General features: G+C 70.5%; 23 protein-coding genes and 1 pseudogene. 7 read left to right on the forward strand and 17 right to left on the reverse strand.

What is annotated here, in order from left to right; genetic code table 11:
• Positions 1–78 precede the first annotated feature (78 nt).
• Complete coding sequence (locus tag ACQPY0_RS30755) at positions 79–516, reverse strand: Tn3 family transposase (RefSeq protein ID WP_432968057.1); 438 nt, start codon at positions 514–516, stop codon at positions 79–81.
• A 66-nt stretch (positions 517–582) separates the two neighbouring features.
• Here ACQPY0_RS30755 and ACQPY0_RS30760 point away from each other — a divergent pair, with 66 nt between their 5' ends.
• Together ACQPY0_RS30760 and ACQPY0_RS30765 are read left to right on the forward strand one after the other, a co-directional pair.
• The gene (locus ACQPY0_RS30760; RefSeq protein ID WP_432968060.1) at positions 583–1,917 is read left to right on the forward strand and encodes a KamA family radical SAM protein; all 1,335 of its coding nucleotides are present in this window, start codon (positions 583–585) and stop codon (positions 1,915–1,917) included.
• Positions 1,918–2,340 carry a hypothetical protein gene (locus ACQPY0_RS30765; RefSeq protein ID WP_432968063.1) on the forward strand — a complete coding sequence of 141 codons (423 nt, stop codon included), beginning with the start codon at positions 1,918–1,920 and terminating at the stop codon, positions 2,338–2,340.
• Positions 2,341–2,934: 594 nt separating this feature from the next.
• Here ACQPY0_RS30765 and ACQPY0_RS30770 read toward each other — a convergent pair.
• Positions 2,935–3,780, reverse strand: a complete 846-nt coding sequence (locus ACQPY0_RS30770) for an NAD(P)H-binding protein (protein WP_432968066.1) — start codon at positions 3,778–3,780, stop codon at positions 2,935–2,937.
• Positions 3,777–4,529: a TetR/AcrR family transcriptional regulator gene (locus ACQPY0_RS30775; protein WP_432968069.1), complete on the reverse strand. Its 753-nt coding sequence runs from the start codon at positions 4,527–4,529 to the stop codon at positions 3,777–3,779. Before ACQPY0_RS30775 ends, ACQPY0_RS30770 begins: the two co-directional genes overlap by 4 nt.
• Positions 4,530–4,758: 229 nt before the next feature.
• Between ACQPY0_RS30775 and ACQPY0_RS30780 the strand changes: the two genes are divergently transcribed.
• Both ACQPY0_RS30780 and ACQPY0_RS30785 read left to right on the forward strand, forming a co-directional pair.
• Positions 4,759–5,856, forward strand: coding sequence for a PLP-dependent cysteine synthase family protein (locus ACQPY0_RS30780; protein ID WP_432968072.1), 1,098 nt, complete (start codon positions 4,759–4,761; stop codon positions 5,854–5,856).
• A 492-nt stretch (positions 5,857–6,348) separates the two neighbouring features.
• Positions 6,349–6,633 carry a hypothetical protein gene (locus ACQPY0_RS30785; RefSeq protein ID WP_432968075.1) on the forward strand — a complete coding sequence of 95 codons (285 nt, stop codon included), beginning with the start codon at positions 6,349–6,351 and terminating at the stop codon, positions 6,631–6,633.
• An 811-nt stretch (positions 6,634–7,444) separates the two neighbouring features.
• Here ACQPY0_RS30785 and ACQPY0_RS30790 read toward each other — a convergent pair.
• On the reverse strand, positions 7,445–8,950 hold the full coding sequence (locus ACQPY0_RS30790) for a hypothetical protein (protein ID WP_432968078.1): 1,506 nt from the start codon (positions 8,948–8,950) through the stop codon (positions 7,445–7,447).
• Between ACQPY0_RS30790 and ACQPY0_RS30795 the strand changes: the two genes are divergently transcribed.
• Positions 8,922–9,281: a hypothetical protein gene (locus ACQPY0_RS30795; protein WP_432968081.1), complete on the forward strand. Its 360-nt coding sequence runs from the start codon at positions 8,922–8,924 to the stop codon at positions 9,279–9,281. The two genes, ACQPY0_RS30790 and ACQPY0_RS30795, sit on opposite strands and share 29 nt — an antisense overlap.
• Positions 9,282–9,666: 385 nt before the next feature.
• On the opposite strand, the pseudogene dinB reads toward ACQPY0_RS30795, so the two are convergent.
• The 13 genes and pseudogenes from dinB to ACQPY0_RS30860 all read right to left on the reverse strand — a co-directional run bounded on the left by dinB (position 9,667) and on the right by ACQPY0_RS30860 (position 24,295).
• Positions 9,667–10,856, reverse strand: a pseudogene (gene dinB, locus ACQPY0_RS30800) (DNA polymerase IV).
• A gap of 40 nt (positions 10,857–10,896) precedes the next feature.
• Positions 10,897–12,291: a GH1 family beta-glucosidase gene (locus tag ACQPY0_RS30805; protein WP_432968084.1), complete on the reverse strand. Its 1,395-nt coding sequence runs from the start codon at positions 12,289–12,291 to the stop codon at positions 10,897–10,899.
• A gap of 44 nt (positions 12,292–12,335) precedes the next feature.
• Positions 12,336–13,349, reverse strand: coding sequence for an ABC transporter ATP-binding protein (locus ACQPY0_RS30810; protein WP_432968087.1), 1,014 nt, complete (start codon positions 13,347–13,349; stop codon positions 12,336–12,338).
• Positions 13,346–14,392: an ABC transporter permease gene (locus tag ACQPY0_RS30815; protein WP_432968090.1), complete on the reverse strand. Its 1,047-nt coding sequence runs from the start codon at positions 14,390–14,392 to the stop codon at positions 13,346–13,348. The genes ACQPY0_RS30810 and ACQPY0_RS30815 overlap by 4 nt, the downstream gene beginning before the upstream one ends.
• Positions 14,393–14,396: 4 nt before the next feature.
• Entirely contained in the window at positions 14,397–15,377 is a 981-nt protein-coding gene (locus ACQPY0_RS30820; RefSeq protein WP_432968093.1) for an ABC transporter permease, read from the reverse strand.
• Positions 15,374–16,498, reverse strand: coding sequence for an ABC transporter ATP-binding protein (locus ACQPY0_RS30825; protein WP_432968096.1), 1,125 nt, complete (start codon positions 16,496–16,498; stop codon positions 15,374–15,376). Before ACQPY0_RS30825 ends, ACQPY0_RS30820 begins: the two co-directional genes overlap by 4 nt.
• A 93-nt stretch (positions 16,499–16,591) precedes the next feature.
• Positions 16,592–18,244, reverse strand: coding sequence for an ABC transporter substrate-binding protein (locus ACQPY0_RS30830; protein ID WP_432995446.1), 1,653 nt, complete (start codon positions 18,242–18,244; stop codon positions 16,592–16,594).
• A gap of 145 nt (positions 18,245–18,389) precedes the next feature.
• Positions 18,390–19,409, reverse strand: coding sequence for a LacI family DNA-binding transcriptional regulator (locus ACQPY0_RS30835; RefSeq protein ID WP_432968099.1), 1,020 nt, complete (start codon positions 19,407–19,409; stop codon positions 18,390–18,392).
• A 296-nt stretch (positions 19,410–19,705) separates the two neighbouring features.
• Positions 19,706–21,256: a protein kinase domain-containing protein gene (locus ACQPY0_RS30840; RefSeq protein ID WP_432968102.1), complete on the reverse strand. Its 1,551-nt coding sequence runs from the start codon at positions 21,254–21,256 to the stop codon at positions 19,706–19,708.
• Between the two features lie 98 nt (positions 21,257–21,354).
• Complete coding sequence (gene ppgK, locus ACQPY0_RS30845; protein ID WP_432968105.1) at positions 21,355–22,116, reverse strand: polyphosphate--glucose phosphotransferase; 762 nt, start codon at positions 22,114–22,116, stop codon at positions 21,355–21,357.
• A gap of 82 nt (positions 22,117–22,198) precedes the next feature.
• Positions 22,199–22,459, reverse strand: coding sequence for a Prokaryotic metallothionein (locus ACQPY0_RS30850; protein WP_432968108.1), 261 nt, complete (start codon positions 22,457–22,459; stop codon positions 22,199–22,201).
• Between the two features lie 64 nt (positions 22,460–22,523).
• Positions 22,524–24,131 carry a SpoIIE family protein phosphatase gene (locus ACQPY0_RS30855; protein WP_432968111.1) on the reverse strand — a complete coding sequence of 536 codons (1,608 nt, stop codon included), beginning with the start codon at positions 24,129–24,131 and terminating at the stop codon, positions 22,524–22,526.
• The gene (locus tag ACQPY0_RS30860) at positions 24,128–24,295 is read right to left on the reverse strand and encodes a hypothetical protein (protein ID WP_432968114.1); all 168 of its coding nucleotides are present in this window, start codon (positions 24,293–24,295) and stop codon (positions 24,128–24,130) included. The genes ACQPY0_RS30855 and ACQPY0_RS30860 overlap by 4 nt, the downstream gene beginning before the upstream one ends.
• A 262-nt stretch (positions 24,296–24,557) precedes the next feature.
• Here ACQPY0_RS30860 and ACQPY0_RS30865 point away from each other — a divergent pair, with 262 nt between their 5' ends.
• Both ACQPY0_RS30865 and ACQPY0_RS30870 read left to right on the forward strand, forming a co-directional pair.
• Positions 24,558–25,334, forward strand: a complete 777-nt coding sequence (locus ACQPY0_RS30865) for a methyltransferase domain-containing protein (RefSeq protein ID WP_432968117.1) — start codon at positions 24,558–24,560, stop codon at positions 25,332–25,334.
• 70 nt (positions 25,335–25,404) lie between these two features.
• Positions 25,405–26,394 (forward strand): malate dehydrogenase, encoded by a 990-nt coding sequence (locus tag ACQPY0_RS30870; protein WP_432968120.1) that lies wholly within the window; start codon positions 25,405–25,407, stop codon positions 26,392–26,394.
• Positions 26,395–26,414: the final 20 nt, after the last annotated feature.

Raw genomic sequence — 26,414 nt, forward strand, 5'->3', positions numbered from 1 at the left:
CCGGGTTGCCCTCGGCGGCCAGCGCGTCCGCGGCGTCGGTGATGCCCAGCGCGGTGGAGTACAACGCGCAGCTGGCCATCAGCTCGTTGAACTTGACCACGAGCTCCTGGTGGTCGGGTCGTTGTGGCCGATCAGTTTACCGCCGACCACAGCCATTCGGAGTAGCCGTGGAGCGCCTCGGCCTTGTTGGTGATCGCCGTGATCTGCTCCCGCAGTTCCGGCTCGGACAGGTACCCGAAGCAGCGTGATCGTGTCGATCACCTGGTTGCGGATGCGCGGCAGCAACTCGAACCCCAGCGGCGCGGTCAGCCCGAACACCGGCAGCGACTGGCCCTGGGCGTCAGCGTGGATGATGTCCGGCTGGATATCGGACGGACCTATTAGCTCCGCCACCACCGGCCCGCCCGCCGCACCCGGCCGCGCCGCCGACAGACTCGCCCCGCCACCGTATGCAGCGGCCTCACCGGACCGCAATCGCACGAAATCAGACCACAGGCGGCAGATCTTCCGTCTCATGGGTCGTACAACGGAAGATTTCCCGATAGTCTGCGATTACGACGGAAAACTTGAGGGGAGCGGACCGTGCAGCCATACGCCTACCAACGCCACGCACTCCAAGAACCCGACTGGCGCCGCTACCCCGGCTGGGCCGACGTCACCCGCGACCAGTGGGAAAACGCCCAATGGCAACGCGCCCACTGCATCAAGAACATCAACCAGCTCCGCGCCGTCCTCGGCACCACCGTCACCGACGCCTTCTACGACGACCTCGCCACCGACCAGACCCACCACGCCACCATGTCCATGCTCATCCCACCCCAGATGATCAACACCATGGTCCCCGGCAACCCACCCACCGACGACACCCTCCGCAACGACCCCATCCGCCACTACATGCTCCCCCTCGCCACCGACCGCCACCCCCAATGGCCCAGCCACCCCTACGCCACCCGCGACTCACTCCACGAACACGACATGTGGGTCGCCGAAGGACTCACCCACCGCTACCCCACCAAAGTCCTCGCCGAACTCCTCGCCACCTGCCCCCAATACTGCGGCCACTGCACCCGCATGGACCTCGTCGGCAACAACACCCCCACCGTCACCAAACTCAAACTCACCACCAAACCCACCGACCGCCAAACCGCCATCCTCGACTACCTACGCACCCACCCCGGCGTCCGCGACATCGTCGTCTCCGGCGGCGACGTCGCCAACATCCCCTGGCACCAACTCGAGACCTTCCTCATGGCCCTCCTCGCCATCGACACCATCCGCGACATCCGCCTCGCCACCAAAGCCCTCGCCGGCCTCCCCCAGCACTGGCTGCAACCCACCGTCGTCGAAGGCCTCGAACGCGTCGCCCGCACCGCCGCCCGCCGCGGCGTCAACCTCGCCATCCACACCCACGTCAACCACGCCCAATCCCTCACCCCACTCGTCGCCCAAGCCGCCCACACCGCCCTGCAGGTCGGCGTCCGCGACGTACGCAACCAGGGCGTCCTCCTACGCGGCGTCAACGCCACCACCACCGACCTGCTCGACCTCTGCTTCGCCCTCCAAGGCGAAGCCGGCATCCTGCCGTACTACTTCTACATGTGCGACATGATCCCCAACGCCGAACACTGGCGCGTCGCCGTCTGGCAGGCCCAGCAACTCCAGCACGACATCATGGGCTACCTGCCCGGCTACGCCACCCCCCGCATCGTCTGCGACGTCCCCTACGTCGGCAAACGCTGGGTCCACATGGTCACCGAATACGACCGCGAACGCGGCATCAGCTACTGGACCAAGAACTACCGCACCAGCATCGAAGACGACGCCACCCAACTCGACCGCACCTACCCCTACTACGACCCCATCGACACCTTGCCCAAAACCGGCGCCGACTGGTGGCGAAAAGAGCACGCTGAGTAGGTGCGCCGCACCATCCTCAGACTCCTGGGCATCGCCCTCGCCGCCGCGGCGCTCGTCACCTACGTCAACTGGGCCGGCAACCGCGACGCCGCCCGCTTCAACCCCGCCGCCCAGCTGCACTGCACCCAGGGCACCGAGATCGCCGGCGCCCAGGCCACCGCCGAACCCACCACCCGCGAGACCCGCACCCCCGACGAGCTCGCCGACGCCTGGGCCCGAGCCCGCAACCCCGACCTCATCGCAGGCAAACACCGCCTCTTCGACAGCGACGAGCGCATCGACATCGGCTTCGACCGCAAGGCCCAAACCGTCGCCGTCCTCACCTTCCGCGCCACCAAGTCCCTCGGCTGGCACCTGGACGCGGTCGTCGCCTGCCAGGCCCAGGTCACACGCTCGCCATCCCCCACACCGAGCGCGAACTAGCCGGCGGACGGCACGGAAAAACGAAAGTCAGCCGCGCAGCGGCTAGGAATTGGCTTTTCAGACGTGGCGAAGCCACGTCGTGTATCGCGTCCTAGGATGCTAGGAATAAGGTTCGAGTCGGGCGTTTACCCTGGTCCCCGGACCGAAGCGGGAGTGCGCTCGCCCAAGCCTGTCGAGAACGAACGATGAACACTCTGGTGGCGTGGGCATCGCGCAGCTGATGGATGTCCAGGCCCGCGGGGATACCGGCTGACGGTCAGCGGCCACACGAGGTCGTCGACCGTCGGTAACCCTGGCGCGCGTATGGCGTCCTAGGACACTAGGAACTAACCGGGCCCGTCGGGGCGGATTGCCTGCGATGCTGGCCGGCGTCCTCGGGCGTACGGAGCGTGCAGCCCGGCTCGGGCTTGAGGCGACGCCCGGTCTCCACGGCGAACCCCGAGGCCGGTGAGCGTGTCGGCGAACCGAGGGAGGCCGGGCCGTCACGAAGACGACCTCGGCCCCGCCCCGGTGGCCGGCTTCAGCGCGGCGAGCTCGCGCTGGGACAGCGTCTTGTCATCGCCCAGCGTGCCGTCGAGGTGGTCGCGATCAGCGTCACCTGGTGAAGTCGGCCGCGTGATCGCGCGCCCACTGCGCGAACGTCCGGTACGGCTTGCCGGTCACCGCTTCGAAGTCCGGCGAGACGGTGAACTGGTAGTCGGAGAAGTCGCCCGCCTCACCGTCCCCGTAGCCGCCGAGGCCGAGGATGTAGCGGGCGAACTCCTCCGGCCAGCCGAGGCTCACGTAGTAGGCGAGCGCCTCCTGCGCCGACACCGTCACGAACTGCAGTTCGCGGCCGATCGCCTCGCCGATGGCGGCGGCCATCGCGCGCTGGGTCACCTGCGCCGGGCCGGTCAGCGTGTACGCCTTGCCCGCGTGCCCGTCGTCCAGCAACGCCGCCACGGCCACCTCGGCGATGTCCTGCTCGTGGATCAGCTGGCCGAACTCGTCCGGGTCCGGGTGCACGATCGTGCTGTCCGCGCGGATCGACGGCCCCCACAGGTCGATCTTGTTCATCGCGAACTCACCCGGCCGCACGTGCGTCCACTCCACCCCGGACGCCTCGACCGCCTGCTCGACCGGCAGGTGATGCCCGGTGTCGTAGCCGTGGGTCACCGCACCGGACGACAACACCACGATCCGCCGCACCCCGGCCTGCACCGCGAGGTCCACGACGTTGCGCACGGTCGGCGAGTGCACGAACAGGTACAGCTTCTCCACCCCCTCGAACGGGATGCCGTGCGGGTCGTCGAGGTCGCCGCGCACCACCTCGACGCCCTCGGGAAACGTCGCCTTGCCCGGATCGCGCGTCATCGCCCGCACCCGCGCACCGGCCTCGGCGAGTCCGCGCACCACGTGGCGTCCGACGTTGCCGGTCGCTCCGGTCACCAGGATCGTCATCGCAAGCCCCCTTCGATTCCGTCCAGCAACTTGTCCAGCCCGTAGTCGAACGACCTCCGCGCGGAGTCGGCGAGCGTGCCCTCGGCGTCATAGGCCCGCGCATGCCACAGGCTCGTCATCACCGGGTACCGCTCCACGTCGAAGTAGTCGTCCCAGAACATCTGCCGCGCACGCCACCAGGAATCACCGGACTCGCCGGTGGCCTCCTCCAACTGTTGATCGTCCACTTCGGACGCCGCCGCCCCGTGCACGAACCCCTCGATCGCCGCGTGCGCCACCGTGACCTGCTTCGGTTCCAGCCCGGCGTCCGTGAGCGCGGCGAGCACGAACTCCTCCCCGTCCATCAGCCCCGGCCCGAGCGGCGGGCGCACCATCGACACGTCCCGCATCCACGGGTGCGCGTGGTACACCGCCCGCGTGCGGTCCGCGTAATGCCTGATCCGGTCCCGCCAGGTGCCGGCCGCCACGAGATCGCGTTCCCGCAGCACCCCGTCGGCCATCAGATCGATCAGCTCGGTCTTGCCGGGCACGTGCGTGTAGAGCGACATCGTGCCGACGCCCAGCTCCTGCGCCACGCGGGCCATCGACATCGCGCCGAGCCCCTCGCCGTCGGCCACCGCGATCGCCGCGGTGACGATCTGGTCGACGCTCATCTTCGGCTTGCGCCCGAGCTTCGGCTCCGGCGGCTTGCGCCACAGCAGTGCGATGGTCTTGGCGGCGTCTCCCCCGCCACTGCGTTCGGCGGCCACGCGTCCACCCCATTTCCGTAGTCCATACGGAAACAATACCGTACGCGCCACGGGAATGCGATCCATCCGGCACGGCCGGGATCCGGGGTTGAGATCTGTCACGGCCAAGACATGGGCCGCAGCCCGCGCCGAGCATCCGCAGCCGAGAAGCGTGCATTGCTGGGGTGCCGGTTCGGACTGATGAGATGAGTGCTTGGACGGCACCTTGGCCTGTTGTGACGGGGGCGCAATGAACGATCCGGACGGTCCGACCCACGCCGACGCACGGCTGTGGGCGCAGCAGGCGTTGGCGCGGTTGCGTGTCGAGGCGGCCGCGGAGACACCGGTACCACTACGCTGCTACCCGCTTCCGGCGCCGTGGGGCATCTCGCTGTACTTTCAGGATGAGTCACAGCGTCCTACCGGAAGCCTCAAGCACCGCTTGGTCCGTCGGCTGATAGAAGACGCGGTCGCCCGCGGCGACATCGGCGAAGGAACAACCGTGGTCGAGGCGACGGCGGGCAACACGGCGGTTGCCACCGCCTACTTCGCGGCAAAGCTGGGATTGCCCTTCGTTACCGTCGTGCCGGGCAAGACGCCACCGGCGAAACGGGAGCGAATCGAGCGATTCGGTGGCCGCTGCCACCTGTTCGACCCGCCCGTCGCCATCTACGACGAGGCCGCCAGGCTCGCGGCGGAACTCGGCGGCCACTACCTCGACCACCTGACGTCCACGGCGCATATCGAGGACTGGCGCAGCTTCGACAGTGTCGGTGCCACCCTGACCGCACAGGTGATCACGCGCGAAGGTAGGCCGCCGGTGTGGGCTGTTGTGGGCGCCGGCACCGGGACGACCAGCGCGACCCTGGGCCGCCACCTGCGCTATCACGGGTATCCCACGCAACTTGCGGTGGTGGACCCGGAGAACTCCGCTTACTGGCCCAGCTGGGTCACCGACTATCCGGGATACGGAACCGGGATGCCGTCACGGATCGAAGGCATCGGCCGACCCCGTGTCGAACCGGCGTTTCTGCCCACGGTCGTCGATCTCATGATCCCCGTACCCGACGCGGCGAGCCTCGCCGCCATGCGTCATCTTGCAGCTACCACTGGCTGGTCAGTCGGCCCGTCGACCGGCACTAATCTCTGGGGTGCCCTGCGCATCGCCCACGGCATGCGCCAGCGCGGTGAAACGGGAAGTATCGCCACGCTGATCTGCGACGGTGCCGCCGCCTACCGCAGCACCTACTACGACGACGCCTGGACCCACGAGAAGAAGCTCGACCCGAACCCGTACACCGAGGTGATCGATCGCTTCCTCACTGACGGCGAGTGGACGGAACCCTAACCGACGCTGAGAATAAAGCGCGCTGGCCGTCGGCGCCCATCACCTGGTTCAAGCCGGCCGGGTGACCGCCCGCAGGCGATAACCAGCTGGCTTGGCCACGAACGGCTGATGCGCTCCGGTCCGGGTCGGCGGCGCACAGCGCCCTGGCCGACTGGGCAGTTACGAACAGCTTGGCCTACAGACCGAAGGCGGGGATCGGCCAGCCGGCGTCATCGTCCGCATGGCGTATGTGGAGATCGACACGGGACAACGCGGTAACCGCGCGTGTAGGCGGCGATCGGCAGAGGCGGCCACCTTGCATCCACCTCTGTCGATGATTGCTCACCTGATCGATGGGGCCTCCGCGTCCGGACGTGCGGAAGGCGCTGCAAGGCTCCTGGGTCAGCCGATTTGATCTCTATCCGTGAGCCGCGCTTCTCCTCGCGGTTTCAGCCGTCTATCGTCGCCCAGGTGTCGTCGGCCACCGGTCGGCGAATGGCCCGAGGTAGGAACATGGCGACGGAGTTCTCATTCGACAACCAGATCATGGTGCTGGACGGCCGGGTGCTGGAGATCTTTCATCGGGATACTGAGGAGAGCCTGCGATACCACGTGGCGTTCCTGCGGATCGACGGACAGCCACACCGCGACGGATTCAAAGTTCGCCTGGGGCGTGCGTACGGCGAGAACGACATCACGGGCGGGCGCCGGTGGAACATGACCGCCGAGCAGTTCGCCGAGTTCCGTGAGTTCATCGCCTTGGCCATCGCGGCACGCGACAACGGCCCCACCCCGTAACGCGTGCCCCGCCCCCGAGGCAGGGCACGTCCGGGCGGCCTGTCGCCAGCCCCAGCCCAGCGAGACCGCCGTGAGAGTGGACGAGAACACCCGACCCGACATGGCCCCGATGAACGCCGTATACACAGCATGGACGGTGTCGAGGCGGTCACCCGCAGTGCCGCCGTGAGCGCAGGGCGGCCGGCCAGTGCTCGTCACAGACGGTGACTGGCTCGGCGAGGCCAAGGCTTCCTGTTCTGCCGAATACAGTGCACGTGATCTTGGCATTGCGCCACGGCGCGGGTGGCGTGGTCTATCCTGCGAGTCGTGGTTGCGGACCTCCGTACGGCATTGAGTGCAGCGTTCCACCCCCTCTAGGTGGCCGCAGTTGCGGCCCCGGAAGGGGTCAACATGTCTCGTACAGACAAGGACGGTCCGCATCATCCGCGGACCGGCCTACGACGTCTCGTTGGTGGCGGCGGTCCGCCAAAGTGGTTTGTCTACCACGTCTGGACCAGCAGAGAACGTCAGGCAGCGCGAGTCTCATGCCGAAACGCTGCCCAGGAATATCGCGGCGACGGGAGTGTCGACACGATTCCCACCATCCGGCAGCATCGCTACAGCGCCCAGTGGCTCTGGTGGTGACGTAACGCCCAACTGTGTGCTCCGTCCGACCCGCACGTCGGACGGAGCACACCGTGTGCGCTGGCCCGGCTGCGAGCGTCGCTCTGCGTATACGTCAGTCGCAGTTAGATTGGCTGCGCGGCGCCCGGTTGTGGCCGCGACAAGCGCGGCCGAGCCCGGAGCCGGCAGTAAGCCGCAGCAGCCGGGGTCACGGGCGCAACCGGGGTCCGCTCGGCGTGGTGCCGAGGAGGTCCACCCGTCCGGTGGCCACCGCGATGACGAACTCGGTGAGTGTGCCGTCGAACGGCTCCAGTTCTCCAGCCCGTTCCACGACGACCGTCCAGGCGTCGGGGTCTGCGTTGGTGGCGTTCCAGCCGATCAGGTCGCGGCCTTCGGTGCCGCCGCACATGACCACCGGGAACGGCGGCTGTTCGTCGTCGTCGAGCAGGTCGATGAACCACTGCGTGTGCTCGGCCGGGTCGCCGAGAGACAGCCCGTCCAGGATGGTCTCGCCGTAGCCGGCGACCAGCCGCTTGTAGTCGGTGGGTAGCCGGCGGCCGAGTTCGCGCTCCGTGTCGGACCAGTCGATCTCGTTGGGGTCGGGCGGGCCGAGCAGCGTGGCGAGCAGGGCGAGCGGATCGCGTCGGCGGTTTGACGGTGGCGGCGCCGGTGGCACCCCGTCGGCGGCTGGTGTCCACAGTGTCGTCCCGGCGGACGCCGCCGGATCAAGGACCGGCAGATCCATCCGCCCGTCGAGCCATTCGGCCAGGAACGTGGTCGTGGGCAGGTCGATCCGCTGCCAGCCGGTGCCGATCACCACGACCGGCCAATGGTCGGCGGTGTACCAGGCCGGCAGCCACCACAGCGTCTCGCCGGTGGCCATCCGGCCCCACAGCCGCATCCCGGGCGGGTCTGGGTGCAGGCCGGCTGGCGGATCGGTGAGCACCGCGGCGGCGGCGGTGTGCTCGGCGACGAGTTCGAACCCGTCCGGCCCGCCCGGCGCCAGCAGGCGCAGCACACCGCCGAGCGTCCCGGGCCCGGACACGTCGAGCAGCTCCCGGTAGTCGGCCGGAGCCTGGACATCGACCCAGGCATCGGCGCGGTCCTGGGTCGCTGTGGACGCTGGCAGCGCAGCGCGCAGTCGATCCAGCCCGTCCCGTGTCGGCGTGAGCGGCTCGACCGGCGTCGGACGCGGCCGTTCGAGACTGAGGTCGGGGCCGTAGCGCGCCGCCAGCGGACCCGTGCGGTGCCCGGGGCTCCAGTCGATGCCCTCGGTGACCAAGGCCGTCACCAGGTCGGTCATAGTCAGGTCGAACCGGCGCCAGCGGTGGTGGGCGAAGCGGGCGACGACCGGCCAGGTGTCCGGGTTGTCGGAGCCGGACGGGTCCCAGAAGAAGTCGTCGCCAGCGCGGCTACTCGCCCACCACAGCAGTCCCCGCGGTTCGGGCCAGAACCGGTACGGCGCCGAGCTGGGGTTCGCGTCGCGGCTCGCGCGCAGCCAGCCCACGTTGCGGACGTGGTACGGCACCTCGCTGCCGGCCGGTGACCAGATCCACAGGTACTCGCCGAGGTCGATCGGTCCGTAAGCGGCGGCGAAGGCACGGAAATCAGCCGGCAGCGGCATCCCGAGCCGGGTCTGGACGTCGGCCCAGTCGACGGGTGGCACGTCGGCGGGTGGCGATCCGATGAGTGCGGCGATCCGGTCGAGATCCACGACCGACAATTATGCCTTCGACAGTGACCGGTGCGGCAGCCACCAGGCGATGACGAGCGCGACGCCAGCACCCGCGCCCTCGCCGATCTGCGCAGTCAGCGTGTACCTGGCTGTGTACGTGGACCTGTACGCCCAAACGGGCATGCTGCTCGGTTGTTGTCTGCAGGATGTGCTTGGCCGCGTCGGCGTAGCGGATGGTGGTCTTGTCGTCGAGGCCGAACACGTTGGCCAGGTGCAGTGGGTGCGGGCCTCGGGTGATGGCCTCATCGAGTTGGCGGTCCACACGCAGCCGTTCCAGGGTGGCCGCTTGGTCCGCGTAGGCCCTGGGTGAGCCAGACCTTGCTGGCGGGCCGGTCGTCCGGCGCGGTGCGCTGGGGTCGCGGTGGTGGGCCAGCGGGCACGCCGGTACTCCATCCAGTCGATCAGGATGTCGCGGGTGAGGTCGTCCAGTGGCCGTACCCTTCCGGCGATGCACGGGCGCCGGTCGCCAAGCTCGATGTCGTCGACCTGTATGGCCAGGATCGCGTGGGGACGGGCTGCGAGCCGGACAACCTACGACCCCTCACACCCCAAAGTGGACCCCCGCCCCCGGACCCAGAGCCAAGATCATCGCTAGCGCCGGCAGGTGGCGAAGGAACGTGTCGGGGGCGTTGAGCAAGCTGCGGGTGAGGGTGACCGGGCCTGATCGGCCCACGCCCCGGCTCCCCCGGCATGCCTCAGTCCGGCAGCAGCGGGACCGTCGGGCCCTGGCGGCGGCCCAGCAGCGACGCGCGGGTCAGCGCCGCCGAGCCGAAGCGGTCCCGGACCCGGTCCAGAGCGGTGTCCAGCTCGTCGCCCGAGGTGACGTCGAAGGGCAGTTCCAGCTGGCGGGAGCCGTCGTCGTCGAGGTTGGCCACGGCCAGGCCGACCAGGGTCAGGCCGCGGCCCGCGATGTCGGACCCGGCCTCGGCGTGCAGGCGCAGCACCGCGTCCAGGATCGTCCGGGTGTGCGACGTCGGCCTGGGCAGGGTGTGGGAGCGGGTCACGCGGGTGAAGTCGGCGAAGCGCAGGCGCAGGACCACCGTGCGGCCGGTGCGGCCGGCCGCGCGCAGGCGGCGGGTGACGCGGTCCGTCAGCTCGGCCAGGACCGCCTCCTGGAACGGGGGGGGTGGGGGCCGCGGCCCAGGGCGCGCTGGGCGCCGATCGAGCGGCGGCGCCGGCCCGCCACGACCGGGCGCGGGTCGCGGTTGTGGGCCAGGGCGTGCAGGTGGCGGCCCTGGGCCTCGCCGAGCATCGAGACCAGGGTCGCCTCGCCGAGGCGGGCGACCTGGCCGACCGTCGTCACGCGGTGGGCGTGCAGCTTCGCCGCGGTCACGGTCCCCACACCCCACAGGCGTTCGACGGGGAGGCGGTGCAGGAAGGTGAGCTCGTCGGCGGGCGGCACCAGCAGCAGCCCGTCGGGCTTGGCGACGCCGCTGGCCACCTTGGCGAGGAACTTCGTGCGGGCGACGCCGACGGTGATGGCCAGGCCGACCTCGGCGCGGACCCGGGCGCGCAGCCGCTCGGCGATGCCCAGCGGCTCGCCGGCGATCCTTCGTAGCCCGCCGACGTCGAGGAACGCCTCGTCGATGGACAGGCCCTCGACCACGGGCGTGGTGTCGCGGAAGATCTCGAAGACGGCCTTCGAGGCGGCCGAGTACGCGCCCATCCGGGGCGGGACCACGATCGCCTCCGGGCACACGGCGCGGGCCTGGCGGGCGCCCATCGCGGTCCGCACGCCGCGGCGCTTGGCCTCGTAGCTGCAGGCCAGCACCACGCCGCCGCCGACGATCACCGGGCGGCCGCGCAGGCGGGGGTCGTCACGCTGCTCGACCGACGCGTAGAACGCGTCCAGGTCGGCGTGCAGAATGCAAGCCCCGCCCGACACGAACACATGTTCGCACAGAGCGGGGCCACCTGGGAATATGTCAGCTGCGCAGGGCCCGGATCGTGTCGCGGTACCAGTACGCCGAGCGCTTCGGGGTGCGCTGCTGGGTGTCGTAGTCGACGCGGATGATGCCGAAGCGCTTGTCGTAGCCGTACGCCCACTCGAAGTTGTCCATCAGCGACCACGCGAAGTAGCCGCGGATGTCCGCACCCTGCTGGCGCGCGAGGGCGACGGCGCCGATGTGCGAGTCGAAGTAGCCGACCCGGTCCTCGTCGTCGACGTAGCCGGTCTCGTCGGGCACGTCGTCGAAGGCGGAGCCGTTCTCGGTGACGTAGATCGGCAGGCCGTAGTCGGCGTGCAGGCGTACGAGCAGCTGGGTGAAGCCCTCCGGGACGATCTCCCAGCCCATCGCGGTGATCGGCCGGCCGGTCGGGATGACCCGGCTGACGGGCAGGCCGTGGGCGTCGGTGTCGTTGCCGTCCTCGTCGACGCCGGAGACGGTCTCGGAGAAGTAGTAGTTGACGCCGAGCACGTCCAGCGGCGTCTTGATCACCTCGAGGTCGCCGGCCTGCACCGGCAGCTCGATGCCCCGCCGGGCCAGGTCCTCGACGAGGTCGGCCGGGTAGCGGCCGTGCACGAGGGGGTCGAGGTAGATGCGGGTGCCGAGGGCGTCGGCGCGGCGGGCCGCGTCGCGGTCGGCGGCGGAGTCGGTCTGCGGGGTGGACACGCCCATGTTCAGCGTGATGCCGAACTCGTGGCCGCCGTCGCCGGCCTCCCGCATCCGCTGGGTGGCCAGGCCGTGGCCGAGCAGCAGGTGGTGCACGGCCCGCATGCTGGCGGCGAAGTCGCGCCGGCCGGGGGCGTGGGTGCCGTAGGCGTAGCCGAGCATCGCCGAGCACCAGGGCTCGTTCAGGGTGGTCCAGGTCTTGATGCGGTCCTTGAGCGCGTCGAAGACCATCATGCTGTAGTCGGCGAAGCGGTACGCGGTGTCGCGGTTCGGCCAGCCGCCGGCGTCCTCGAGCTCCTGGGGCAGGTCCCAGTGGTACAGGGTCAGCCACGGCTCGATGCCATTGGCCAGCAGCTCGTCGGTGAGCCGGTCGTAGAAGCCGATGCCCTCGGGGTTGACCGGGCCCCGGCCGCGTGGCTGCACGCGCGGCCAGGCCACGGAGAAGCGGTACAGGTCGACGCCGAGGTCGCGGATGAGCGCCACGTCCTGCGGCATGCGGTGGTAGTGCTCGCAGGCGACCTCGCCGGTGTCGCCCTTGTCGATCGCGTCGGGCACCTCGCAGAACGTGTCCCAGATGGACCGGGTGCGCCCGCCCTCGTCGACCGCGCCCTCGATCTGGTAGGCCGAGGTCGCCACACCCCAGCGGAACGAGGGTGGCAGCGTGGCGATCGGGTTGGTTCGATCGAGGGGCGTCGCGGTCGTGTCCATGGTTCTCCTGGGGTTCTCGCTGGATGGTGTGCGGCGGCGCGCGGCTACCCGGCGGTGACCGGGTGCAGGTGGCAGGCCACCGTGCGGGCCCGCCCGACGTGGTCGTCGGGCTTGCCCAGGATCGGGATCTGCTGGTCGCACGGCTCGAACCGCTTCGGGCAGCGCGGGTGGAACGCGCAGCCGCTGGGCATGCCGCGCAGGTCCGGCGGAGAGCCGGGGATGCCGGCCAGTTCGCGCCGCTCGCCGCGCAGGGCGGGGAACGAGCGCAGCAGGCCGCTGCTGTACGGGTGCATGGGTTCGCGGTAGATGTCGGCGGACGGGGCCTCCTCGACGATCCGCCCGCCGTACATGATCGCGATCCGGTCGCTGAACTCGACCAGCAGCGACAGGTCGTGGGTGATGAACAGCACCGAGAAGCCCAGGCGTTCGCGCAGCTCGACGAGCTGGCCGAGGATCTGCCGCTGCATGACCACGTCGAGGGCGGTGGTCGGCTCGTCCATGATGACCAGCTGCGGTTGCAGGGCCAGCGCCATGCCGATCATGACGCGCTGGCGCATGCCGCCGGAGAGCTGGTGCGGGTACGCGTCGAGGCGGTCTTCGGCGATCCCGACCAGGCGCAGCATCTCCTTGGCCCGCTCGAGCCGGGCGGACTTGCCCACGCCGGGTTCGTGCGCCTTGATCGCGTCCATCATCTGGATGTCGATCTTGTGCACGGGGTTGAGCGAGTTCATCGCGCCCTGGAACACGATCGACGTCTCGGCCCAGCGGAACTTGCGCAGCTGGGCGTCGGAGAGGCTGAGCACGTCGAACGGGTCGCCGCTGCCGGGGTGGTAGGTGACGGTGCCGCCGGCGACGACCCCGGGCGGGGGCAGCAGCCGGGTCACGCCGTAGGCGAGGGTCGACTTGCCGCTGCCGCTCTCCCCGGCGAGGCCGACGACCTCGCCGCGGTGGATGGTCAGGTTGACGTCGCGCACGGCGTGCACCGCCTCGTCGCCGAGGCCGTAGTCGACGTCGAGGTTCTTGATCTCCAGCAGCGGCCGGGCGAGGACCTGGCTCATCGCGTGGCACCGTCCCTGATCTCGATCTTCGCCGGCGGCTCGGCGGGGCGCACGACGGGGGTGAAGCCGACCTTCATCCGGATCTTGTCGCCGCTCGCGGTGCGGGCCCGGCCCGTGCCGGAGGTGCGCAGCCGCGGGCTGACGAACTCGTCGATGCCGAAGTTGACCAGGCTCAGGGCCGTGCCGAGGATGGCGATGGCCAGGCCCGCGGGGACGAACCACCACCAGGCGCCCTGGGCGAGGGCCTGCTGGCCCTGGGCCCAGAACAGGATCGTGCCCCAGTTCCACGACGACACCGAGGAGATGCCGATGAACGCGAGTGTGATCTCCGAGAGCACGGCGAAGATGACGGTGCCGACGAAGCCGGAGGCGATGATCGCGGTGAGGTTCGGCATGACCTCGAAGAAGATGATCCGCCAGGTCTTCTCGCCGGTGGCCCGGGCGGCCTCGACGTAGTCGCGGCGGCGCAGCGACAGCGTCTGGGCGCGCAGCACGCGGCTGCCCCAGGACCAGGTCGTGGCCCCGATGACGAGCGCGACGGTGACGTCGTTCACCTTCGGCAGCGACGTGCAGATGATGATGATCAGCAGCAGCGCCGGGATGACCAGGAACACGTTGGACAGCACCGACAGGAACTCGTCGGCGAGGCCGCCGAGGTAGCCGGCGGTGACGCCGACGAGGACCGACAGGATCGTGGCGACGATCCCGGCGATCGCGCCGACGAGCACGACGCTGCGGGTGCCGGCCAGGATCTGGCTGAAGATGTCCTGGCCGAGGTGCGAGGTGCCGAACCAGTGCCTGGCGCTGGGTGCCTGCAGCACGTCCGGGGTGATCTTGTCCGGGTCGTAGGGGGCGACCCACGGGCCGATGATCGCGAACAGCACGTAGATGGCCAGGATGACCAGGCCGGTGGCGGCCTTGCCGTTGGCGATGAACCGGAACCGCTTGCGCTTGGCCTTCTTGCCGGCCGGCTGCGCCGACGGCTGGGCCATGGCGCCCTGGCCGGGGATGACCTGCTCGATGCTGGAGGGCGTGACGGTCATCTTCTCAACCGGCCTTTCGGGTGCGCGGGTCGAGCAGCAGGTAGGCGACGTCCGCGAGCAGGTTGGCGACCAGCACCGAGATGGTGATGACCAGGAAGATGCCCTGCATGAGCGGGTAGTCGTGGGCGCCGACGGCCTGGAAGAGCTGGAAGCCGACGCCGGGGTAGGAGAAGACGATCTCCACCAGCAGGGTGCCGCCGACGATGAAGCCCAGCGACAGCGCGAACGCCGAGATGTTGGGCAGCAGGGCGTTGCGGGCAGCGTAGCTGAACGCGACCCGCCGCTCGGACAGGCCCTTGGCGTGCGCGACGGTGATGTAGTCCTCGGCGGACACGGTCACCATCATGTTGCGCATGCCGAGGATCCAGCCGCTCATCGACGACAGCAGGATCGTCACGGCGGGCAGGACGCTGTGGTTGATGGCGGAGCCGATGAAGTACTGGTCCCAGGCCGGCACCAGGCCGGGGGTGAACCCGCCGGAGGACGGGAAGTAGCTGCCCGGGCCGGTGAACAGGGCGATGGCGACCAGGCCGAGCCAGAAGTACGGCACCGAGGACAGGAACGTCGTGGCCGGCAGCAGGCTGTCGATCCAGGTGCCGCGCCGCCACCCGGCGCCCACCCCCAGGCCGGTGCCGATGAGGAAGCTCAGCACGGTGGTGATGCCGACCAGGCCGACGGTCCACGGCAGGCTCTGCCCGATGACCTCGGAGACCGTGGACGGGAAGAACGTGAACGACAGGCCGAGGTCACCGTGGAAGAGCTGTTTCCAGTAGTCGAGGTACTGCTCCCACAGGCTCTGGTCGTCCTCCAGGCCGAAGAGGACCTTCAGCGACTGGATCGCGTCGGAGGAGACCTGGCCCTGGTTGCGCGAGATGAACGCGCTGATCGGGTCGCCGGGGATCATCCGCGGGATGAAGAAGTTGATGGTGATCGCGGCCCACGCCGTGAACAGGTAGAAGGCGAGGCGCTGCAGCAGGAATCTCATCGTGCCTCCTGCGGCTGGTGATGGGCCGGCGGCGTGGGGATCGACGGGTCGGCGACGGCGCCGACGCCCTCCTCGGCGACGGTGTCGGCATCGTAGAGCCAGCAGGCGGCCCAGTGCCCGGGCTCGCCGACGTCGATGCGCGGCGGGAGCTCGACGGTGCAGCGGCGCATCGCGTGCGGGCAGCGCGGGTGGAACCGGCAGCCCGACGGCGGCCGGATCAGGCTCGGGGGCTCGCCGTTGCCGCGGTCCGCGGCGGTCGCCCCGGCGGTGCCGGCGATGCGGTCGGGGTCCGGGGCGGAGTCGATGAGCAGGCGCGTGTAGGGGTGTGCGGGGTTCTGCGTGACCGTCTCGCTGTCGCCGCCCTCGACCATGCGCCCGGCGTACATCACCATCGTCTCGTCGGCGAAGTATCGCGCCGAGGCGATGTCGTGCGTGATGTAGAGGATGGCGAGGTTGAGCCGCTCCTTGAGGTCGCGCAGCAGGTTGAGGATGCCGAGGCGGATCGACACGTCCAGCATCGACACCGGCTCGTCGGCGAGCAGGGCCTCCGGGTCGGCGCCGAGGGCGCGGGCGATGGCCACGCGCTGGCGCTGGCCGCCGGACAGCTCGTGCGGGAACTTGTCGACGTAGCGCTCGGGCGGGGTGAGGGCCACGCGGGTGAGCAGGCCGGCGAGGGCGGTCTCGAGCTCCTCGGGGGTGTTGCCGGCGTTGCCGTGGATCTTCAGGGCGCGGGTCAGGTGGTAGCGGACCGTGTGCACCGGGTTGAGCGAGCCGAACGGGTCCTGGAAGATGAGCTGCACCCGGCTGACGTACTCCCGGAACCGGCGCCCGCCGCTGACCCGTGTGGTCTCGCCGTGCAGCTTCAGGTCACCGCCGGTGCGGGGGTAGAGCTGGGCGAGCAGCCGGGCGACCGTGGACTTGCCGGAGCCGGACTCGCCGACCAGTGCCGTGACCCTGCCGCGGCGCAGGGTGAAGGACACGTCGTCCACGGCGTGAACAACGGCCCGTTTGCCGGAGAAGATGTCGGCGAGCCTGCGCCGGACGGGGAAGTGCTTGGTCAGGCCGTCGGCCTCCAGCACCACCTCGCCGACCGGCGCCGCCGGGCTTTCGCTCAACGTCATGCCGATGGTCCTGTCTGCGGGGGTGTCGTCATGGGGTGCCGCTCCCCGGGCGGCTCGCGCCACCCGGGGAGCGGTGTCAGTACGATCCGGTCGTCAGGAGCCGGCCGGCTTGAGGTGCAGGATGACGTCCAGCGCGTTGGCCTGGGTCGGCTGAGCGGCGCCGTAGGGGTTGGCGTCGTCCGGCCAGCCGGTCCACTGCTTGGCGCTGTAGGCGGCGCCGATGTTGTCGGCGCCGACCGGGATCATCGGGGCCTGCTCGACGAAGATCTTCTGCAGGGTCGCCAGCGCGGTCTTGCGGGTGGCGTCGTCGGTCGCGTTCTGGTACGCCCGCAGCGCGGCGGTGGCGTCCTTGTTGTCGAAGCGGCCGAAGTTGGCGGCCGGGGAGGCGGTGCCGATCGGCTTGAGCTGGTCGCCGTCCATGATCGTGCGGTAGATGTCGTACGGCGTGGAGCCGCCGTCGGTCCAGCGGAACGTCGCGTCGAACTCGCCGGCCTCGACGTTCTTGAACCACGCGTCCTGGTTGGCCTTGTCGACGGTCGCCGCGATGCCGATCTGGGCCAGGTTGGACTTCACGATCTCCAGCGAGGTCTGGTAGTCCGACCAGCCGGCGGGGTCGGTCAGCGTGATCGTGACCGGCTTGCCGGACGGGTCCTTCAGCGTGGTGCCGTCCAGCTTGTACCCGGCGCCGGTGAGCAGCGTCTTGGCGCCCTCGACGTCGACCTTGTAGTCCTTGCCCTTGTACTCGTCGGAGACGAACACGTCACCGGCGGGCGAGGGCAGGCCCGTCACGCTCTTGACCAGCGGGTGGAAGTAGCCGGCCTCGGCGGTGTTGAAGATGTCGTCGCGGTTGATGACCATGCCCATCGCGACGCGCAGCTTCGGGTCGTTGAACGGGGCCTTGGTGGTGTTGATGTACAGGCCGTGGATGCCCAGGACCGGCGGCGCCCAGATCTTGTGGTTGGCGGCGTCCTTGTCGATGAAGACCGTCTTCACGTTCGGGATGAAGACGAAGCTCCACTCGCTCTCGCCGTTGGCCAGGGCCGTGGTCTGCGCGTTGTTGTCGTTGTAGGACGTGTAGCGCAGCTCCTTGACCTGCGGCAGCGTCTGCCAGTAGCCCTTGTCGCGGACCGAGAGGGTCGCGGTCTGCGGGGTGAAGGACTTCAGCGTGTACGGCCCGGAGCCGACGGGCTGCTTGTTGAGCTCGCCCTTCGGGTCGGAGACCTTCTCCCACACGTGCTTGGGCACGATCGGGATCTGCGCGATGGCCTTCTGCTGGGAGACGTACTGCGAGGCCTTGAACGTGATGGTCACGTCCGAGCCGCTCACGGTGGCGTCGGTGATCGGCACGCCGCCGGAGTTGATCGCCTCGTTGTCGCGCAGGAGCTTGTACGTGAACGCGACGTCGTCGGCGGTGACCTTCTGGCCGTCGGACCAGGTGGCGTTGTCCCGAACGGTGACCACGACCGAGGTGTAGTTGGTGTTCCACTTCGCGGCGGTGGCCAGCCACGGCTTCATCGGGTCGGAGGGCTTGACCGGGTTCCACATCATCAGCGGCTCGTACAGCGCCCACCGGTAACCGGACTTGGCCGCCGCCGACGTGGTCAGGAACGGGTTCTGGTTCTCGGTCTGGGGGCCGTTGGGCATGCCGACGTTGAGAACCGTGGCCTTCTGGCCACCCTTGTTCGGGTCGTTCGGCGAGTCGCCGCATGCGGCCAGGGCGCTCGACGTGGCCAGCAGACCGGCCATGCCGAGCAGTACGGAGCGTCTGTTCAACACGGGGGTGTCTCCTTTTGTACCTGGATCGACAGGTGGGGCGGGCAGGAACATTTCGGGGTATGGCGACGGGACCTCGTGGTGGCGGCCCCGCCCGTTGGTGCGGCGTGCTGAGGCGTCAGGTGGTGCGCTCGGGCTGCGCCGTGACGGTCGAGCCGCGCACGACGAGCGTGGTGGACAGAATGTTCGGCTCGGCCGTCAACGGCGTGCCGTCGAAATGCGCGATGAGCCTGCGGGCCGCCATCTCGCCCATCTGGCGCATGGGCTGGCGGACGGTGGTGAGCGGCGGTTCGGTGTGCGCCGCGTGCAGGATGTCGTCGAAGCCGACCACGGCGACGTCCTGCGGCACCGGCCGGCCCGCGAGCCGCAGGGCCTGCAGGGCGCCCGAGGCGGACAGGTCGTTGTGCGCGAACACCGCGTCGAAGTCCAGGCCTTCGGCGAGGGCCTGGCGCACGAGCGTGATGCCGCATTCGTAGGTGAAGTCGCCCTCGACGACGAGGCGGGGGTCGATCGGCGCGCCGGCCGCCGCGAACACGTCCGCGAAGCCGCCGAGCCGGTCCTGGGTGCAGCCGAACTTCTCCGAGCCGGTGATGACCAGCGGTCGCCGCCGGCCGATCTCGACGAGGTGCCGGGCGGCCAGGGACCCGCCGGCCCGGTTGGTGGTGGCCACCGACGGCATCAGCGGCTTGTCGCCGCGGTCGTCGATGAGGACCACCGGCAGGCCGCCGGCGTAGAGATCGGCCAGGTAGTCCAGGGTGCCCTCGGGCTCGATGGCCAGCAGGCCGTCGAACGCCTTGCCGGAGACCTGCGCGGAGAACTGCCGCATGGACTCGGCGCCGCGGTTGCAGGTGAACAGCAGCAACCCGTATCCCTCCGACTCCACGACATCCACCGCGCCCTGCACGACCTCGCCCATCCACGGCCACGTCAGCGACGGAACGAGCATCCCGATCACCCGGGTGTGTCCCCGGGCCAGGTTGACCGCCCGCGCGCTGGGCACGTAGCCCAGCTCGTCGATGACCGTGCGTACCCGTGCCGCGGTCGACTCGTCGACCTCTCCTTTGCCGTTGAGCACCCGCGAGACGGTGGTCTTGCTGACCCCCGCACGCGCCGCGACATCGGCGATGGTTATCGGCACGCCGCGATCCTTCCGGTGAGAGCGCTTTCTGGCAAGAGAGCGTGTTCTGGAACCGGTTCCGCAACCGGTTCCGGCACACTAAATCGGATCGCGGACAGTGGTGTCAATAACACGGACGTAACGAAACCTCACGACTCGGCAACGCTTGCCAAGTGGCTGTCCATGGTGTTTGCTCGGGATCACCGTCGATGCGACCGCGGGCACACCGGCAATCCCGTCGTGATCCGCCCGGGATCGCTCCCATGGAGCGCTCTCACGTTTGTTAAGGCTTCTTTACCGGTAACTCAACGTGGTGATCAGCGCAGTTTGATCGCGCTGCTGTCGCCGCCGACGAGCCCGGACCTGACCCGCAACTCCGTGAACGTGAGCCCGGCCGGCACGTCGTAGACCAGCGTGCCCTGCACCGACTGCCCGGGCCCGATCTCGCCCAGCAACGGCCGGGTCTTGTCGTAGTACGTCCACGAGAACTCGTCGGGCCCGTACTCGTGCCCGTCGCTGTCGCGCAGCTTCTGGTAGCCGATCCAGATCCGGCCCTTGCTGTCCCCGGTGTTCTCGACCTTCAGCTCGGCCAGGCAGAACTGCCCCTGCGGCTTGCGGGTCAGCGGCCAGTCACCGAGCTCCTTCTCCCCGCAGCTGAACCCGGCCAGGGTGAAGCGCATCTTGCCGTCCGCCGCGACCGGGCTGCGCTTCGGCGACGGCGACGGTGCCGGCGACGCCTTCGTCGGGCCCGGCTGCGCCCCCGGGTCGCCGCCGCCGCGCTTCCCGGCGCGCTCGGCCAGCTTCAGCCCGCCCAGCAGGCAGGCCAGCACCGCCACCAGCGCCACCACGGCACCGATGCCGCGCCCGGCCCGCCGCGGCCGCCGGCGGGGCGGAGGAGGAGGCGGCAGCGGCGGCGACCACCCGCCGCCGGTGGGGTCGAGGCGGGTCCCGGGAACCTGCGCGGCGACGCGCCGCGTGGGCGGGGACTGCGGTTGTACGGCGGCCGCTCCCGGCGCGAACGCGGTCCCGGCCGTCGCCCTCGACCGGCCCGTGGCCCGCACGGTCGCCGCCACCTGGGCCGCGGCCGGGTCGTCCTGGCCGACGAGGGCGAGCAGCACCTGCCGGGCGCCGGGGCGGGCGCCGGGCTCCACGCGCAGCGTCTGGGCCACCACCGCGGCGAGGGACTCGTCGAGCCCGCCGAGGTCCGGCGGGGCGTCGGCGCGCTCGCCCACCGGCATGCGCCCCGTGCCGGCCCAGGCGACGAGCAGGCCCCACGCGTACACGTCGCTGGCCTGGCTCGGCGGCCACCCGCGAACCTGCTCCGGGGCCAGCCAGCCCGGGGTGCCGAAGTCCGGGCCGTGCGCGGCGGCGTGCCCGAGCATCCGGGCCACCCCGAAGTCGATCACCTTGGGCCCGAACGGCGACAGCAGCACGTTGCGCGGGCTGAGGTCGGCGTGGACGAGCCCGACGGCGTGGATCGCGGTCAGCGCCGCGGCGACCCCGACCGCAACGGCCTCGACCTGCCCGGCGAGGGGGCCGTGACGGGTCGCGTACTCGTGCAGCGACGGCCCCGGCACGTATTCGGTGACGATGTGCGGCACGTCCCCGTCCAGCGCCACATCAAGCACGCGCGCGGTGCAGAACCCGGCGACCCGCGACGCGGCGGCGGCCTCGGCGGCGAAGCGGTGGCGGAACATCGGATCGCCGTAGAACGCCGGGTTGATGACCTTGAGGGCGACCTCGCGCCCGTCAGGGCCGGCGGCGAGGTAGACGGTGCCCATGCCGCCGACGCCGAGCACGCCGCGCAGCCGGTACGACCCGACGACCGCCGGGTCGCCGGCTCGCAACGGCGCGGGCGAGTCCCCCATGCCTCACATGGTGCCTCACCCGCGCACATCGGGCGAAACCCACCCATCATGTCGTGAAATTTCGCCCCGTACCGCCCGGCCCGGACGGGAGCGAGAACTCAGGCCACGCCGGCGTTGCGGGCCGCGAGCAGGGCCGCGCCCGCGATGCCGGCGTTGTTCTGCAGCGTCGCCGGCACCACCTTCGTCGGCACGTCGACCAGGTGCAGGAACTTCTCCGCCTTCTTGCTCACCCCGCCGCCGATGATGATCAGGTCCGGCCACAGCAGGGCATGCAGGTGCCGCAGGTACGTCTGCACCCGCTCCGCCCACTGCGGCCAGTCCAGGTCCTCCTGCTCCCGGATGCGGTCGGAGGCGTAGTCCTCGGCGTCGCCGCCGTGCAGGTGCAGCCCGCTCATCTGCAAGTGCCCGAACTCGGTGTTGGGCACCAGCTTGCCGTCGATGAACAGCGCGGTGCCGATCCCGGTGCCGAACGTGACCATGACGACCAGGCCGCCGACACCCTTGCCGGCACCGTACGCAAGCTCCGCCTGCCCGGCCGCGTCGGCGTCGTTGAGCACCGTGACCGGCCGGCCGAGCGCCTCGGAGAACAGCCGCTGCGCGGGCGCGTCGACCCACGACGCGTCCACGTTCGCGGCGGTCTTCGTCACGCCGTGCTGCACCACCGCCGGAAACGTGATCCCGATGCTCGCCGCCGCGCCGAACGAGCCGGCCACCGCCACCACCGTGCGGACCACGGCATCGACGTCGGCCGGCTGCGGCGTCTCGATGCGGACCCGGTCGGCCGTGAACGCGCCCGTGGCCAGCTCGACCGGCGCCCCCTTGATCCCCGAACCACCGATGTCGATTCCCAGGACGACCACAGCTGCTCCTTCACGCGGGCTGGCGAAACCTAGCGGTAACCCAATCATGGCGTGAACCAGCAATGATCACCGGGTAAGCGGATCAACCCGGATACGCGCCGACCGCGTCGCGGACCTCGAACCCGGCCACCGCGTCAGCCGTGCGCGCACAGTGCGCGCAGCAGTAGAACCGGCCCGACACCTCCGCGCCGTGCCCGACGATCCGCGTCCCGCAGTGCTCACACAGCGGCGCCAGCTTCTGGATGGCGCACTCGAACGAGTCGAACGTGTACGTCCCGCCGCCGACGGTCCGCACCTCGAACGCCAGATAGTAGTCATTGCCGCAGGTCACGCAGACTGCCATGTCAATCCCCCCGTGGTTTCGTCACGACGAACCACATACCACGGCAGCGGCGGACACAACCGGATCAGGCCGAATTCACCCGGGTGGAAGCCACCCGGCGGATCACCAGCATCGCCTGATCGTCGTCGGACTCGTCGCCCACCCCCAGCAGCAGCTCGTCGCAGAACGCCTCCACGTCCCCGACCCCGCCGTGCGCGGCCAGCCCCGCCACCAGCGCCGTTCGCAGCCGCTGCAGGCCCTCGTCGAACGTGTACCCGCGCCGCTCGATCAGCCCGTCGGTCACCAGCACCAGCGACTCCCCCGGCTCCAGCGTGAACACGACCTCCGCGTCGTGAACCGTCGGCACGCCCAGCAGCGCCACCCGGCCCTCCACCGTGCCCGCCCGCCCCGAGCCGACCCGCAGCGGCGGCGGATGCCCCGCGTTCGTCAGCCGGATCTCCCCCGTGGCCAGCTCGATGCGCAGCAGGCACATCGTGACGATCTCCTCCGGCAGGAACCGCAGCATCATCCGGTTGAGCCGCTCCAGCGTCACCCCCGGCGCGTGATCCTCCGCCAGGTACGCCCGCAGCCCGTGCCGCACCTCCGCCATGATCGTCGCCGCCCGCAGCGAGTGCCCCGCCACGTCCCCGATCGCCGCGATGATGTGCCCCTCCACCGCCACGATCTCGTAGAAGTCCCCGCCCACGTACGCGTGGTCGCTCGCCGGGCGGTACCGCACCGCGATGTCGTACCCCGGCACCGGCGGCAGCGACGCCGGCAGCATGCTGCGCTGCAGCGTCAGCGCCGTGCGCCGCTCCTCGTCGTAGCTGCGCAGCGCCTCCACCGCCAGCGCGATCGCCTGCCCCAGCTGGCGCAGCACGTCGTGGTCGTCCTCGCCGAACCCGGCCGCCGGCACCGCGATGTGCAGCGGCTCCCGCCCCGCCTTCGCCCGCGCCACCACCCGGAACACCGCCACGCCCCACCACGGCCCGCCGTCCTGCCCGAACAGCGCCGTGCCCGCCGCGCCCTCCAGCGGATCGACCTCGAACTGGTCCCGCAACGCCGGACGCACCTGCGGTACGGCACCCGCCGCATCCACCTGCACCGCCAGCGCGCCCGTCTCCGGCGAGGCCGCCGCGACCACCGCCGCCCCGCCGAACACCCGCGACGCCCCGACCGCCGCCAGCCGCAGCAGCTGCGGCAGGCTGGTCGCGGCGTTGATCGCCGCCGTGGTCTCCACCAGCCGGGTCAGCCGCTGCGCCAGCCGCTCGGCGCGCTGACGGGCCCGGCTGTACCGCAGCAGCGCCCCCACCGTCGCCAGCAGCTCGTCCGGGTCGATCGGCTCGGCCAGGTACGCGTCCGCACCCCGGGTCAGCCCCTGCGTGCGGTCCACCGCGTGCACCGCCGTCGCCGAGATGTGAATCACCGGCACCGCCGCCGTACGCGGATCGTCCTTGATCCGCTCCGCGACCTCGAACCCGTCGATGTCCGGCAGCCGCACGTCCAGCACCACCAGCTCCGGCGGGGTGAACCCGTTGGAACCGGCGGAATCGTGCAGCAGCGCGAGCGCGTCCGCGCCGGTCGCCGCCTCCGTCACCCGGTGACCCTCACGCCGCAGCCAGCTCGTGATGACGTACCGCTTCGACGGGCTGTCGTCCACGACCAGGATGTCGGCCGGGGGAACGCCGGTCACCGCGCCAGCCCCGCCACCAGCACGATCCGCTCGTGCTCCACCCGCACCTCATCCATCAGCCGCCCGGCCGAGCGGACCACATCGACGCTGCGCGTACCCACACCCGGCAACGTCACCGTGGCGCCGGGGACCTCCCGCCCGATCTCGCTCAACGCCGCGGCCACCACAGGACGGTACCGCCCGTCACCCGGCCGGGCGAACGCAGACAACTTGTTCGCGCATCCGCCGCCACATGGTGTATCGCATCCTAGGAAGCTAGGTTAGGAGCTCGACCTGGCCCGGTGGCGGCTTTATGGCGTTGCGAACCTGGTCTCGCGCTGGGCAGACTCGATGGCCTCGCCACGGGGTGTCACCGAGCCACACCACGAGGCCAAGCGGAGCGTTCCGCGCGATGATCATCATGCCCCGGCGACGGAGGGTACAACCATGAACGACCTGGACGAGTTGCTCGCCGAGGCCGCGGCGGCGCCGGTGGACGGCTGGGACTTCTCCTGGTTCGACGGCCGCGCCACCGAGCAGCGCCCGCCCTGGGGCTACGCCCGGCTGCTCGCCGGCCGGCTGCGCGCTGCGAGCGCCGCCCTGGACCTGCAGACCGGTGGCGGCGAGGTCCTGCGCTCATGCTGCACGGCCGGTGCCGCTCCCGGGCGCCTTGCCGCCACGGAGTCGTGGCCGCCCAACGTCGCCCTCGCCCGCGCGGCGCTGGCCGAGTTCGGCGCCGAGGTGCACCAGGTCGCCGACGACGCCCCGCTGCCCTTCCCGTCCGGCTCCTTCGACCTGGTCAGCAGCCGCCACCCGACCGTGGTCGGATGGGCCGAGATCGGGCGCGTCCTCGCCCCGGGCGGCACCTACTTCGCCCAGCACGTCGGCGTCGGCACCGCCGCGGCGCTCACCGACTTCATGATGGGCCCGCAGCCGGTCGGCGACGGCCGCAGCGTGGCCCGCGCCCGGGCCGGCGCCGAGGCCGCCGGCCTCGAGGTCACCGACGTGCGGGAGGCGACGCTGCGGCTGGAGTTCTTCGATGTCGCCGCCGTCGCGGTGTACCTGCGCAAGGTGATCTGGATCGTGCCGGGCTTCACGGTGCCGGCGTACCGCGACCGCCTCGCCGCCATGCACGAGCTGATCGGGCGCGACGGTTCGTTCACCGCGACGACGGCTCGCTACCTGATCGAGTGCCGTAAGCCACACGCGGTGGACGGAAGGTGAACGCCCGTTGGGCCGGCGAGGATAGTTTGGGATCGAGAAGCACACCCGCCGTTGCTGCCAGGAGACTCTCATGAGCGACTCGTCCGTCAACGTCACCGTGACCGGCGCGGCCGGCCAGATCGGCTACGCGCTGCTGTTCCGCATCGCTTCCGGGCAGCTGCTCGGCGCGAACACGCGGGTCAAGCTGCGGCTGCTGGAGATCCCGCAGGCCGTGCGCGCCGCCGAGGGCACGGCCCTGGAGCTGCAGGACGGCGCGTTCCCGCTGCTGGCCGGCGTGGACGTGTTCGACGACCCGAAGGCGGCGTTCTCCGGCGCCAACGTGGCCCTGCTGGTCGGTGCCCGCCCCCGCACCAAGGGCATGGAGCGCGGCGACCTGCTCGAGGCCAACGGCGGCATCTTCAAGCCGCAGGGCGAGGCGATCAACGCCGGCGCCGCCGACGACATCAAGGTCCTCGTCGTGGGCAACCCGGCCAACACCAACGCCCTCATCGCCCAGCGCCACGCCCCCGACGTGCCGGCCGAGCGGTTCACCGCCATGACCCGCCTCGACCACAACCGCGCCGTCGCGCAGCTGGCCCGCAAGCTCTCGGTGCCGGTGTCGGAGATCCGCAAGGTCACCATCTGGGGCAACCACTCCGCCACGCAGTACCCGGACCTGTTCCACGCCGAGGTGTCGGGCAAGAACGCAGCCGAGACCGTCGGCGACCAGCAGTGGCTCGCCGAGGAGTTCATCCCGCGGGTGGCCAAGCGCGGCGCCGAGATCATCGAGGTCCGCGGCGCCTCCTCGGCCGCGTCGGCCGCCTCGGCCGCCATCGACCACGTCTACGACTGGGTGAACGGCACCGCCGAGGGCGACTGGACCTCCGCCGCGATCGTCTCCGACGGCTCCTACGGCGTGCCGACCGGCCTCATCTCCTCCTTCCCGGTCACCTCCGCGGGCGGCAAGTGGGAGATCGTGCAGGGCCTGGACATCGACGAGTTCTCCCGGGCCCGCATCGACGCCTCCGTCGCGGAGCTCGCGGAGGAGCGCGCCGCCGTCGAGCGCCTCGGCCTCATCTGATCGCATCGCGTACTACTCCG

The sequence above is a fragment of the Dactylosporangium sp. CA-233914 genome, from assembly GCF_050942935.1.
Taxonomy (GTDB): domain Bacteria; phylum Actinomycetota; class Actinomycetes; order Mycobacteriales; family Micromonosporaceae; genus Dactylosporangium.

What these genes read in the sequence shown, in the direction of transcription:
- ACQPY0_RS30840 (WP_432968102.1), bottom strand. Translation starts at nt 21,256, where the DNA reads ATGGGGGACTCGCCCGCGCCGTTGCGAGCCGGCGACCCGGCGGTCGTC.
- ACQPY0_RS30785 (WP_432968075.1), top strand. Translation starts at nt 6,349, where the DNA reads ATGGCGACGGAGTTCTCATTCGACAACCAGATCATGGTGCTGGACGGC.
- ACQPY0_RS30830 (WP_432995446.1), bottom strand. Translation starts at nt 18,244, where the DNA reads ATGGCCGGTCTGCTGGCCACGTCGAGCGCCCTGGCCGCATGCGGCGAC.
- ACQPY0_RS30805 (WP_432968084.1), bottom strand. Translation starts at nt 12,291, where the DNA reads ATGGACACGACCGCGACGCCCCTCGATCGAACCAACCCGATCGCCACG.
- ACQPY0_RS30780 (WP_432968072.1), top strand. Translation starts at nt 4,759, where the DNA reads ATGAACGATCCGGACGGTCCGACCCACGCCGACGCACGGCTGTGGGCG.
- ACQPY0_RS30795 (WP_432968081.1), top strand. Translation starts at nt 8,922, where the DNA reads ATGAGTGCGGCGATCCGGTCGAGATCCACGACCGACAATTATGCCTTC.
- ACQPY0_RS30865 (WP_432968117.1), top strand. Translation starts at nt 24,558, where the DNA reads ATGAACGACCTGGACGAGTTGCTCGCCGAGGCCGCGGCGGCGCCGGTG.
- ACQPY0_RS30820 (WP_432968093.1), bottom strand. Translation starts at nt 15,377, where the DNA reads ATGAGATTCCTGCTGCAGCGCCTCGCCTTCTACCTGTTCACGGCGTGG.
- ACQPY0_RS30755 (WP_432968057.1), bottom strand. Translation starts at nt 516, where the DNA reads ATGAGACGGAAGATCTGCCGCCTGTGGTCTGATTTCGTGCGATTGCGG.
- ACQPY0_RS30825 (WP_432968096.1), bottom strand. Translation starts at nt 16,498, where the DNA reads ATGACGTTGAGCGAAAGCCCGGCGGCGCCGGTCGGCGAGGTGGTGCTG.
- ACQPY0_RS30850 (WP_432968108.1), bottom strand. Translation starts at nt 22,459, where the DNA reads ATGGCAGTCTGCGTGACCTGCGGCAATGACTACTATCTGGCGTTCGAG.
- ACQPY0_RS30815 (WP_432968090.1), bottom strand. Translation starts at nt 14,392, where the DNA reads ATGACCGTCACGCCCTCCAGCATCGAGCAGGTCATCCCCGGCCAGGGC.
- ACQPY0_RS30810 (WP_432968087.1), bottom strand. Translation starts at nt 13,349, where the DNA reads ATGAGCCAGGTCCTCGCCCGGCCGCTGCTGGAGATCAAGAACCTCGAC.
- ACQPY0_RS30870 (WP_432968120.1), top strand. Translation starts at nt 25,405, where the DNA reads ATGAGCGACTCGTCCGTCAACGTCACCGTGACCGGCGCGGCCGGCCAG.
- ACQPY0_RS30770 (WP_432968066.1), bottom strand. Translation starts at nt 3,780, where the DNA reads ATGACGATCCTGGTGACCGGAGCGACCGGCAACGTCGGACGCCACGTG.